This window comes from Cupriavidus sp. 01L45, from assembly GCF_056399885.1.
In genome coordinates, this window is record NZ_JBFTSG010000064.1 from 41351 (window position 1) to 53467 (window position 12117).

Sequence of the window (12117 nt, forward strand, 5' to 3'; positions counted from 1 at the left end):
CAAGCACCGTGCCCAGATCGAAGCCGAAATTGGTGGTCGCTCCGATTCCCGACACGGTGGAGACCGTGGCCAGCCTGGCTACCGGCTCCGTGTCACTGCCACCGCCACAGCCCGATAGAATTGCTGCACCTGTCAGGCATAATGTTAATACTCGACGTATGATCCTTTCCCTCCTCCATTAAATTATTAGCTATCTCTTTTCATTTATCACGGGATTGCCGTTGGCCCATTGCGCTTGACTTCTTTCGCTTTATTTTTTTAACCGGTCAGCAGGTGTTCCGGCATTACTCTAAAAACAGCGTCCGCGCGCGTCCATTATCTTTTTTCTCTTGAACCCATGCCGCCCGGTTATCAGAAATGACTCAACATTAAGACAGGCAAGGTGGGTTTCCATAAGAAAGGACGCCTCGTGCAAATCGCGCGGCGAGGAGTGGCCTCACCCTTGCCCTCCGCTCCTGAGCTGAATCACTGCCATTGGCGCCCCGCCCATGCCATGCGAGCCAACCGGTGAGCTGCACGACCCGGCGATCCGGCCAGGACGCGTCGGGCGTCCTGCGCAGATGCACCGGCAGCCGCATAACGCACAGTCGACTCATATCAATTAGTTATCCCGTCAAGACGAAAATGATAATGGACGGCAGTTATTTCGGCCTTCTACACTTTACCTCGAACAAAAATCGGCGGGGCTTCCCATGCGTAGTGCTCGCCCGCAAGCCGCGCAGGCGGCAAAGGGAAATAGCGTCATTGCTTGTCGAGAACAGGCCGAATCGGCCGCCGCAAGGCGCACGCTCATTGCTCGTTTGCATTTTTTGCTTATCGCGCGGCGTCCCCAGGACCCGGAATTATCAGATTACGCAGCTTCTCGCTTTCCGCCCCGACCCGGGAATGTGTCCCGCACTGGAGAAGTCCTGCACGCCCGCGCCGAAGCAAGCTAGTCATTGCAGCACCACACAAAGAAACGAAAGGAGACACAAATGAGCAACGAGCAGGCAGAAATACTTGATGGGCTATCGGCCGCGCAGCCGCGCGCGGGCAAGGCGCCCTGGTACAAGGTGTTGTACGTCCAGGTCCTGCTTGCGGTCGCCATCGGCATCGTCCTGGGGGTTCTCAGCCCGAGCCTAGCCGCCGCAATGAAGCCGCTTGGCGATGGATTCATCAAGCTGATCAGGATGGTGATCGCCTTCGTGGTGTTCTTCACCGTTGCCAACGGCATCGCGGGCATGAAGGACATGCGACGAGTTGGCCGCGTTGGCGGCAAGGCCCTGATCTACTTCGAGGCAGTGACAACGATCGCCCTGATGCTAGGGCTTGTCATTGCAACCTGGCTCAAGCCAGGCGCGGGATTCAACATCGACCCCGGCAGCCTGAATGCCCACGCCGTCATGGAGTATGCGGGCAAGGCGCACGACCAGAGCGTGGTCAGTTTCCTGTTCCAGATGATCCCGGAGACCCTCATCGGCGCATTTGCGACGGGGAATATCCTCCAGGTGATCGTCATCGCACTGCTTTTCGGCGCCGCCTTGTCCGCCATGGGCACTCACGGCGAGCCAGTGCTGGTGGTCTTCGATGGCGTCTCCCAGGCGACGTTCCGCGTTGTGAATATCGTCATGAAGCTCGCGCCGATCGGTGCGTTCGGGGCGATGGCCTTCACCGTCGGCAAGTTCGGGATCGGCTCGCTCGGCCCACTGCTGAAGCTGATCGGCACCTTCTACCTTACCTGCGCGTTCTTCATCTTCGTGATACTTGGCGCGATCGCGCGAATGGCTGGCTTCCGCATCGTTCCCTTTCTGAAATACATTCGCGAAGAGTTGCTGATCGTGCTCGGAACCAGTTCCTCCGATGCCGTATTGCCAAGCCTGATGAAGAAGCTGGAACGCCTGGGCTGCTCCAGGCCGCTGGTTGGCCTGGTCGTTCCTACCGGCTACGTCTTCAATAGCGATGGCACATGCATCTACATGACCATGGCCACCCTGTTCATCGCGCAGGCCACCAATATCGACCTGACGCTTACCCAGGAACTGACCATCCTCGCCGTTGCATTGCTCACCTCCAAGGGCGCCAGCGGCGTGCAGGGCGCATCGTTCATCGCGCTGGTCGGCACCCTGTCCGTCATTCCGACAGTGCCGGTGGCCGGGATGGCATTGATCCTCGGCATCGACCGCTTCATGAGCGAAGCGCGTGCCCTGCTGACCGTGATCGGCAATGCCGTAGCGACTGTCGTCGTGGCGCGCTGGGAGAAGGAGCTGACCGCCGAGCAACTCAAGGTCAACCTGAACCGGGCCAACCAGAGCCTCGTCTGAGACCGGCGGGAGCTCGCCACCGGAACTCCCGCAGGCCTTGATATCGCACTACACGCACGCAGCGCCCCTGGCCTGCGTGCGCTTGGCATTCATGGGAAGAGAGAGGAGCATTGCCTGAGCCCGGCAACCGGATGTTCGATTTATGAGAACGTAGCGTTTTCCGCTCCACGGCTACTGCGTGATCACGGCGTATCGTGGAATCGCCTGGCGTTTTTGTGCAGGATCTGCCCTCCCGGCGAAGGCTGGCAGTCATGCATCTATTGGAGCAAGCAGACGCATGAGATCGAACACGGTGCACGTGCATTTCTCCGGATTGCGGTCATTGCCACCCTCAGCGCAAGCGGAGTGGCCATGGCGATGGCGCTGATCAAAATATTCGGCGATGCCGTTTGTGGCGCTGTCCTGGCGCCCGCCTGGCGGGCCCGGTCATCGGCCCGCTGATTTCGCTGGAGGTGCTGACTGCCTTTTTCCTCGAGGCGGGCTTCCTCGGTATCATGCTGTTCGGCATGGCGCGCGTCGGTCGGAAGCTCCATTTCTTCGCCACCGTCATGGTGGCGATCGGCACGGTCATATCCGCCTCGTGGATTCTCGCAGCCAACTCGTGGATGCATACACCAGCCGGGGTGGTATTCGACGCGGCTGCCCACCAGTTTCATGTTGTCGACCGGCTGCGGGAGATCTTCAATCCGTCCTACCTGGTCCGTTTTCCGCATATGTTGCTGGCGGCCTACCTGTCAGCGTCGTTCCTTGTTGCCGGGGTCGGCGCCTGGTATCTGCTCAGGCACAAGCATCTGGACTTCGCCCGCAGGACATTTTCGATGGGGCTCGGCTTCGCCTCGATTGCCATCGCGCTCCAGTTTCCGCTTGGCGATACGGTCGGCTTTCGCATGTTCGACCACCAGCCGGCGAAGTTCCAGGCGATGGAAGGCTATTGGGACTCTACGGCGCGCGCCCTATCTGTTGTTTATCGCACCGCACCTGAGCGAAGCACGCAACAGCGCGCAGTTCGGGATCCCGCTCCTGGGCAGCCTTATCGTGACCCGCTCCCTTGATGGCGCTGTGCCGGGCTTGACGAACACGCCGATCGCGGAACGCCCCCCAATGGGTCCGGTCTTCTATGCCTTCCGCATCATGTTCCTGCTGGCCTTGCTGATGTTCTCCGCGGCCTGCATCAGTATCTGGCTACGGCTGCGCGGGCGCCTTTTCTCTGCAAGATGGTTTCACCGGTTGATCAAGTACATGACCCCGCCGGACTCATTGCGACGATCGCAGGCTGGTACACGTCGGAGATCGGCCGCCAGCCGTGGGTAATCTACGGCTATCTTCGTACTGCTGATGCGGTGTCGCCGCTGCCCGGCACCAATATCCTGTTTTCCACCATTCTGTTCGCGCTCACCTATGCACTGTTCCTGGTGGCCTTTGTCGGCATTACGGCGCGCGTTATCCGCAAGGGACCGGACGCGGCGACCAACGCTGCGCCGTACGGGGCATCGCTGAAGCACGCGCCGATGCCGGAAAGCCCGGTTGACCGCGGCGATGACTTGCCTGGGAGCGCGTCTTGAACATTACCCTGGGAATGGCCTGCGCTCTGATTCTCATCTTTGCCATCACAATGTATGTGCTGCTGGATGGCTTCGACCTGGGCGTCGGCATCTTGTTGCTGACAGAGCGCCGTTCGCAGGAACGCAATGAGATGATCGAGAGCATCGCGCCGACCTGGGACGGCAACGAGACCTGGCTTATCCTTGCGGCACTCGTCCTGTTCGGCGCATTTCCGCGGGCCTACGCCATCCTCCTGCCTGCGTTCTACCTGCCGTTCATGCTGATGCTGATATCGCTGGGATTTCGTGGCGTAAGCATTGAGTTCCGTACCCCCACGCCATTCCCGCGCTTCTGCGACGCTGCATTCAGCCTCGGATCAGCAGTCGCGGCCTTTTGTCAGGGGCTGGTGGCAGGTGCGCTGCTTTCTGGCAACGTGTCCGTTTCAGATGGACAATTCACCGGGCAAACGCTGGGTGTCTTCAATGCCTCCAATTGCTTGATGGGGGGCGCTGCGGTTGCGGCATACGCCATGCTAGGCGCCGCAAGGATCCACTGGAGAACCGCAGGCCGACTGCAACGCCATCAGGCATCGAAGCTGCGGATCTCACAGGGCGCCTTTCTGCTTCTGGCAACGCGGGTCTGCGCGTTGGCAGCGAACACCCCGGGCGTTCCGTCGCTGTGGCGGCGCGCATCCTCTGCTGTCGATGCTGCCCGGTGTTGCGGCTGCCGGATTCTGGCTTGCAGCGTTCCGCACCATGCATAGCCGCTTCGACGCCCTGCCGCTGATGTTCGGCCTGGCTTCGGTCGGCACGCTGCTGCTGGGCTTTGTGATCGCCCTCTGGCCCTACCTTGCTCCCTTCCGCGTTTCGTTTGAAAGCGCAGCCGCATCGCAAGGGGTCAATGGATCATTGTCGTCGGTGCCGCGGTCATGTTACCGGCAGTACTCGCCTACAATGCGTTCGCCTACTGGGTATTCCGCGGCAAGGTGAACGCGTCAAAGGCACTGGTGCGGCAGTGAGTGCATTGCGGATCTGCTCCCTGACAGGCAAGGCGGCGCGACGCTGCGCGGTGCTTTTTATGCGCCGCTGCCTCGTGCGCCTCGTGAACACTCCGCAACGCCGGCAGCTTTCCTGGGCCATCACACTGTACCTGGCTTCAGTCCTGCTGACTGGCGCCGTCTGCAGGATCCTGCACCTGCTGATCGAACAATTCGCCAGGCGCTACATTTCCGGCTGAAGCCTATTGATTTTTCCGAAATTCGCGACAACGTTTCTTGCTTGACGGTCGTTGTTTTTGCGCTGTCGCGATTTAGGGAAAGCTCAATAATTGGCATTCCGCCTCGCTGCGACCCTCGCGTCAACAAGGAAATCCTTGGCCCGGATCGCTATCAGGCTGCGCCGGGCTAGCCCTGTGTCGAGAGTCCCGTACCGAGTACCACAGCAGCGATCCAGGCCCGCTCCGTCCCGTTGTTCAACCAGCGGTGGCGTGCCCCGTTCTGGATCACAGTATCTCCCGCGCGCAATACCATCGCGGCACCCCTGTCGAGCTCAAGCGTAATCGCTCCACTGAGAACATACAAAACGGATATGCGGCAAGCATCATAAACCGCCCGGCGCCGGTGGTCGACATCCACAGGAGCGCCTGGCTTACAGCCCCGACACAGGTCCCGATAAGCCGCCACCGGCGCCACGCTCTATCGGCTGGACAAGGCCGACCTTACACCAGCTCTCCGCGCTCGCCCGAAGGTCGGCCCAGGCTTGTGCCCGGTGCCAGCTCCTGTCTCAACGCGAGGCATCGATCGATGCGTCTTCGCCCAGCAGCATCTCGTCGAGCCCGCGTCCGCCGGGGATCATCGGCCAGACGTTCTCGCTGCCGTCCACGTGGATGTCGAGGAAGACCGTGCGGGTCTTCTGCGCCAGTGCCTCGCGCAGGGCCGGCTCCACCTCGGCCTCTGTGGTTACCGACAGGCCGACGTGGCCATAAGCCCGCGCCAGCGCCGGGAAATCGGGCAGCGCTTCCATGTACGACTGCGAATAACGGCGTTCGTATTCAACGTGCTGCAGCTGGCGCACCATACCCAGATAGCCGTTGTTGAGCAAGACGATCTTGACGGGCAGATCGTACTGTTTGCAGGTGGACAACTCCTGGATGCACATCTGGATCGAGCCGTCGCCGGTGATGGCAATCACATCGCGCTCCGGCAAGGCATGCTTGACGCCCATCGCATAGGGCAGCCCCACGCCCATCGTGCCCAGCCCGCCCGAATTGATCCAGCGGCGGGGCTGCGTGAAGCGGTAGTGCTGGGCCGCCCACATCTGATGCTGGCCGACGTCGGAGCAGATGATGGCGTCGCTGCCAGCCAGCCTGCTCAGCGTCTCGATCACGTACTGCGGCTTGATGCGCAGACCGTCGCGCGCGTAGGCCAGGCACTGGCGTGCGCGCCAGCCGTCGATGCGCTGCCACCAGTCGGCGCGGTCCGCCAGCGGAGTTTTCGCTTCGCGCAGCATGGCGACCAGCTTGTCCAGCACCCGGCGCGCATCGCCAACAATCGGCACGGTCGGGCGCACGCGCTTGCCGATGCTGGCCGGATCAATGTCGATATGAATGATCTGCCGTGGTGTCGCGCAGAAGTCGGCGACATTACCAATCACCCGGTCGTCAAAGCGCGCGCCGATGGCAATCAGCACGTCGCACTCCTGCATGGCGCGATTGGCCTCGTAGGTGCCATGCATGCCTGGCATGCCGAGGTAGCGCGGATCGGCAGCGGAGAAGGCCCCAAGCGCCATAAGCGTGGTGGTGACAGGCGCATCGGCGAGCACGGCCAGTTCCCGCAGGGCCACAGTGGCGCCGGCCGTCACCGCCCCGCCCCCCACGTACAGGTAGGGCCGCCGTGCTTCGCGCAGCAATTGGGCAGCCTGCCGAATCTGGCCCTCATGGCCTTCCACCGCCGGCCGGTAGGAGCGGATTTCGACCTTGTCCGGATAGTGGAATGGCCCGCTGGCGAGCGCGACGTCCTTCGGGATATCCACCAGCACCGGTCCCGGACGCCCCGTGCGGGCCAGGTGGAAGGCCTTCTTCAATGTGACTGCCAGGCTCCCGATATCGGACACCAGGAAGTTGTGCTTGACGATGGGCCGTGTGATGCCGACCGCGTCGCATTCCTGAAAGGCGTCTTCGCCGATCATCGACGTAGGCACGTTCCCCGACAGCACCACCAGCGGAATGGAATCGAAATAGGCCGTGGCAATACCGGTGACGGCGTTGGTCACGCCTGGCCCGGACGTTACCAGTGCCACGCCCACCTCACCGGTGGCGCGGGCGTAGCCATCGGCGGCGTGCACGGCTGCCTGCTCGTGGCGCACCAGCAAGTGCTGCAGTACGGATTGGCCGGCGATGGCATCATAGATCGGCAGCACCGCCCCACCCGGGTAGCCCCATACTGTACGCACGCCCTCTGCGAGCAGGGCTTCGACAATCATTTCCGCGCCGCGCAGGACTCGCGGCGCATTTGCGTTGGGCGTGGCAGGGGTATTGCGGAACTCCGGGGCCGGCATGTTCATGGCTTGACTCTCCTTCTTCTCTCGATACAGTCCGCCATTTCCGCGGATACGGAGGGAAATTCTAGAGGCATGCCTGCGGCATGGGCTGCCGAACTTGACCGCCCGCGCCGGTGCCAACAGTGGATCGTGCTGCAGCCGGCAGCGCGTGGCGCAAATCTTCTGCCTGCCAGCGCGCGCCGGAGCAGGCGCTGCTCCGGCAGTCGCGCGGGGTGCAGCCCGGCGAGGCATTGCCGCCCTTCCGGATGGTCTTGAAACTCATCCACATCAGGGCTAGTCAGTTTTTTGTGTGCAGGGCGGTCAAAAAGGCTTCGGTGACTTCGTCCATGACCGCACCGTCACCATACTGATGAAGGCGAGACCTCGGTACCGTCTTGTTCGACCGGAAATACCTGGATCTCGCGCACAGTCATGCGCGGGCGTACATTGCAGCGATCTTGTCGTCGAATCTGGTGAAGCGTCGCTCGTGCTTTGGAATCAGGATCAGGTCGAAGGTACCGTCGCGATCGCGGGCATGTCTACCCGTAGCGGCGTATTTTTGGCCAATATCCCGGGGTCTATCGACCAGATAGTTCGATGTTGCCCACCTCACCCGGTATCAGAATCCGCTCAGTTCCAGAATGCGCAGCCATGGCCCTCACCCAAACGACCTTCCCGGATGGTCCTGGCAGTCGCTCACACGGGTCGAATATCACGCTGACTGCCGTATCAACGGATGGTGAACGGATTGCCGGTGGCTGCACCTGTGTTGATCCACACACTCTTCGTCTGCAGATACGACTCAATGGCGGCCATGCCGTTCTCCCGGCCAAGGCCGGAATCCTTGTATCCACCGAAAGGCGACATGAAGCTGACCGCGCGATAGGTGTTCACCCAGACCGTGCCCGCCTGAATCCTTTCCGACATCCGGAAGGCCCTACCGATGTCGGACGTCCACACCCCCGCTCCAAGCCCATAGCAACTGTCATTGGCAATCGCGATGGCTTCGTCTTCGTCCTTGAACTTCAGGATGGAAAGCACCGGCCCGAATACCTCCTCTTGCGCGATGCGCATCTTCGGCGAGACATTTGCGAAGATTGTCGGCTCGACAAACCATCCCTTGCCGCAAGCGGCCGGCTTGCCACCTAGCAAGAGCTGCGCCCCTTCATCCTGAGCAATCTTGATGTAGGACAGCACCTTCTCGTACTGCGCGGGGGTCGTGATAGGTCCCACCTGGGTGGAAGGGCTCATGGGGTCGCCGAGCTTTGCGGTGCCGGCCAGTGCCAGCAGCTTCTCGACGAAGACATCGTGAATGTCTTCCTGCAGCAACAGCCGTGAGCCGGCGATACAGGTTTGCCCGCTCGCGGCGAATATGCCGGAGACTGCACCGTTGACGGCATCATCGAGCTTCGCATCGTTGAAGACGATATTCGGCGACTTGCCACCCAACTCGAGGCTCACGTGCTTGAACTGCGCCGCGCACTGCTGGTTAATGATGCGCCCGGTGGCATCGGAACCCGTGAAGGTGACCTTCTTGACCAAGGGATGGGTCACGAGCGGCGAGCCCACCTGTGCGCCATACCCGGTTACCACGTTGAAGACGCCCGCTGGGAAGCCCGCTTCTTCGAACAGAAGCGCAAGCTCCAGTGCCGACACCGACGTGAACTCGGAAGGCTTCACGACCACGGTACAACCTGCTGCCAGGGCCGGCGCGATTTTCCACGCCAGCAGCATCAGTGGCGAATTCCACGGCGTAATTGCAGCGACCACGCCCAATGGCTCGCGTCGCGTGTAGTTGAAGTAGCCCTTCTTGTCTAGGGGAATGACCGAACCTTCAGTCTTGTCGGCCAGGCCGCCGAAGTAATAGAACCACTGCGGCAGGTACCTCAGCTGCGCGCCCATTTCCGCCAGAAGCTTGCCGTTGTCATGCACTTCGAACTCGGCCAGCCGCTCGGCGTCCCGGGCAATCAGGTCACCGAGCTTGCGCAGCAGTGCGCCACGCTGCGTAGCAGTCATCTCCGACCAGGGGCCGGAACGGAACGCCTTGTCGGCCGCCTGCACTGCACGGTCAACATCCGCTTCGGTGCCGCGAGCCACTTCGGCCCAGGCCTGCCCAGTATAGGGATTCTGGGTTTCAAACCAGCGACCCTCGTTCGCATTCACGAAGGTGCCGTTGATGAACATTTGATACTGCTTCATGGCGCAATGCTGTCCGAGTTCGTTGGCAGACTAGAAGGGTGCGAAGCCGAGATGCTGACGGAAACGGTTCTTGACGAACGTGCCATCACGCGGCGGCAACGCGCGCTGCGGCTCCTCGGTCGAGATATAGACTTGCGCCACGGTCATGCCCTCAGCCTTCTTGATTTCTTGCGTGAGCTTTCCCAGATCATCGATGTCCGAAATCTCCAGCGTCTTCGGCACGCCGACGGCCTTTGCCACCTGGGCGAGATTGGTGCCCAGACTGGTGTGGCTTTGCTGCATGCCGGTCTCACCAAAGTGGCCGTTATCGAGAATCACGATGTTCAGGTTCTTCGGCCTCTGCGCCGCCGCGGTCGCCAGGCTTCCGATGCCCATCAGCTGCTCGCCGTCACCAGTAATGGCAATAACGGTCTTCTCGGGCTGAGCGATGGCGAGGCCAAGCGCCAGCGAGGTGGAGCCGCCCATCGCTCCCCACAGGTAGAAATTGCTGGGGCGGTCGCCAGCGGCGAAAACGTCGTACGACGGGGAGCCGAGGCCTGTCACGACGAGTGCGTCAGGAAATTGCTTCAGCAGTTCGGCAACGAACTTGCGGCGGTCGATAGCCAGCTTGGAGATCGAGGTAGTCATAGGTTCAGCGCATCCACTTTTTGCGGCCGATGAGGCTCTGGGACAGAAGAATGGCAACGCGGTTGCCTGCGTCAAATGCGGAAACCAGGCCAGCGTCGACGAGCTCAGCGGCCTCGTCCGGCGAATTCACGCGATAGACAGTGATACCCATCAGCTCCAGCGCCCGCGCCGTGGCGAGGCCCATCGGGTTCTGCCAAGGATTGAACTCGGCGTATTCCCCGCGCATCGTGACGATGGTGAAGAACGGGAACTTGCAGCTTTCCAGCAGCGAGAACATGTTCACGCAGTTGCCGACCCCGCTGCTCTGCATTAGCAGCACGGCGCGTTGGCCGCCCAACCAAGCACCGCTGACGACGGCTACGCCTTCCTCTTCCGTGGTCAGCACCACGTCGCGGATTTCCGGGTCGGCCTTGGCCCGCTTGATGACGTGAGAATGGCCGGCGTCGGGCACATAGGCCACCTGTTGAACGCCGTTATGTTTGAGGGCCTGGAAGATGTCCTCTTGCCAGGCAAGGGGCTCAGAGTTGTTCGTCATAGTGCGAAAGTTTGAGAAAGGGGAAAGCGGGTGTCAACCGTTTGCCATCATAGAGTTGACTGGCTGTAAGCATGAAATTCAATTAATTGATGCCTGCAATCACGAAGTTGAATGCCCGACCCAGTACTTCCCGAGCGCCTCTACAGATATGGACATCAAGCAGCTTCGCGCCGTTAGCCATCGATCGGCACCGCCGCTACCACGGAACGGCACCTGGGCATCGACGGCGGTCATAGGGCAGCGCGGGCAAGGAGCGCACAGCGCGCTCAAAGGCGTCCAAGCCTTCTCAGGCCTGCCACGCCAGCGAGACGTGAACGAAGTTCACATTAAGACCGGGCTTTTAAGGATTGAGAAACGTCACGCGCTGTTTGATCAGGTCGCGCTGCTCCAGCGCCCGTACCCTTGCTAGGCAAGGCGATGGAGAGAGGTTGACGCGGCTCGCAGTTCGACATTCGTCAGGCACGCGTTGCGTTGCAGTTCTTCGACGATCCGGAGGTTGATTTCGTCGGGGCAAATTTGGGACGGTCAGAGCTATGGCTTCGGCGTGGCGTGGCCTAGTGCCACCGCCAGCAGGAACTGCTCCTTCGACGGATCCAGCCCCAGTGCTTCGTTGAGAAGCGCGTCGAAAACCCCGCCGAACGGGCGTGCGCTCAATCCCAGCGCGGTGGCGGCGAGAATCAGGTTCTGCGAGAGATGGCCGGACTCCGCGACGAGCATGCGATAGCCCCCTTCGCCATACTTGCGTTCGTGCCGGGGAAAGTACCCCGTCAGGCAGATCAGAGCGGCGCAGCCCGAGATCATTTCCCGTTCCGCCGGCAACATGGCTTCAATTAGGCGCTCGCGGGCAAGCGGCCGCACACATTCCAGCTCGCCCTCATCCGGTCGAAGGTGGTAAACGGACGCGGGAAGCCCTTCCACGTTAAGTATGACCGGATAGATCTCCACCGCGTAGAGCCCCCCGCTTGACGGATAGGCGCGCAGAGTGGCTTCGCGCGACGCTCCGCTCAGAGTGCCTGTCGCACCGCACGCGGTATGTAGCAGAGCGTCGAACTTCTGACGCGCGACAGGCAGGCCGGCAAAGGAGCGCTGCGAACGCCGGGCCCGCGTGATGGCGTGGAAAACCTGGAGCTCTGCGGGGATGGACCGTTCGAGCGGCGTCTTTGGAGCGCCAGGATAGCTGCGATGCCCACCGTCAGTGGCTAGATGCAAGACGGCGTCACGGTCCAGACCACCACCGAGAAGCACGCCTTTCTTCGTCAAGGTGTGCAGTAGCCGGCCTGCGGCCCTGCCCGAGAGGTCGATCACGCCAGCGTCGCCCAACGCGCGCAACAGGGCGTCCCCAACGCGGCGGTCGGAAAGGGGAAGCTGGTCAAGGAGA

Annotated in this window: 8 protein-coding genes and 3 pseudogenes; 4 read left to right on the forward strand and 7 right to left on the reverse strand. The window is 61.4% G+C overall.

All coding sequences use genetic code 11. From position 1 onward, the window contains the following. Positions 1 to 974: 974 nt before the first annotated feature. The 4 genes and pseudogenes from AC1DT6_RS33720 to AC1DT6_RS33735 form a co-directional block, all read left to right on the forward strand. Positions 975 to 2313 (forward strand): annotated as a pseudogene (locus tag AC1DT6_RS33720) (dicarboxylate/amino acid:cation symporter); the annotation flags it as partial. Between the two features lie 376 nt (positions 2314 to 2689). Beyond that, positions 2690 to 3862, forward strand: a pseudogene (locus tag AC1DT6_RS33725) (cytochrome ubiquinol oxidase subunit I). Further along, a complete protein-coding gene (locus AC1DT6_RS33730; RefSeq protein WP_477115304.1) occupies positions 3859 to 4605 on the forward strand; it encodes a cytochrome d ubiquinol oxidase subunit II in 747 nt (248 codons plus the stop codon). The pseudogene AC1DT6_RS33725 and the gene AC1DT6_RS33730 overlap by 4 nt, the downstream one beginning before the upstream one ends. 338 nt (positions 4606 to 4943) lie before the next feature. Then, positions 4944 to 5078, forward strand: a complete 135-nt coding sequence (locus tag AC1DT6_RS33735) for a hypothetical protein (protein ID WP_477115305.1) — start codon at positions 4944 to 4946, stop codon at positions 5076 to 5078. A 545-nt stretch (positions 5079 to 5623) separates the two neighbouring features. Here AC1DT6_RS33735 and ilvB read toward each other — a convergent pair. The 7 genes and pseudogenes from ilvB to AC1DT6_RS33770 form a co-directional block, all read right to left on the reverse strand. Continuing rightward, positions 5624 to 7402, reverse strand: coding sequence for a biosynthetic-type acetolactate synthase large subunit (gene ilvB / locus AC1DT6_RS33740; protein WP_477115306.1), 1779 nt, complete (start codon positions 7400 to 7402; stop codon positions 5624 to 5626). Positions 7403 to 7743: 341 nt separating this feature from the next. After that, a pseudogene (locus AC1DT6_RS33745) lies at positions 7744 to 7936 on the reverse strand (transposase); the annotation flags it as partial. Positions 7937 to 8107: 171 nt separating this feature from the next. Next, positions 8108 to 9577 (reverse strand): aldehyde dehydrogenase, encoded by a 1470-nt coding sequence (locus AC1DT6_RS33750; RefSeq protein WP_477115307.1) that lies wholly within the window; start codon positions 9575 to 9577, stop codon positions 8108 to 8110. A gap of 30 nt (positions 9578 to 9607) precedes the next feature. Continuing rightward, positions 9608 to 10204 carry a thiamine pyrophosphate-dependent enzyme gene (locus tag AC1DT6_RS33755; protein ID WP_477115308.1) on the reverse strand — a complete coding sequence of 199 codons (597 nt, stop codon included), beginning with the start codon at positions 10202 to 10204 and terminating at the stop codon, positions 9608 to 9610. A gap of 4 nt (positions 10205 to 10208) precedes the next feature. After that, complete coding sequence (locus AC1DT6_RS33760; protein WP_477115309.1) at positions 10209 to 10739, reverse strand: phosphonopyruvate decarboxylase; 531 nt, start codon at positions 10737 to 10739, stop codon at positions 10209 to 10211. Positions 10740 to 11079: 340 nt separating this feature from the next. Continuing rightward, positions 11080 to 11202 (reverse strand): winged helix-turn-helix transcriptional regulator, encoded by a 123-nt coding sequence (locus AC1DT6_RS33765; RefSeq protein WP_477115310.1) that lies wholly within the window; start codon positions 11200 to 11202, stop codon positions 11080 to 11082. 68 nt (positions 11203 to 11270) lie between these two features. Beyond that, positions 11271 to 12117: SagB/ThcOx family dehydrogenase (locus AC1DT6_RS33770; RefSeq protein ID WP_477115311.1), on the reverse strand; the 847-nt coding region annotated here is incomplete at its 5' end.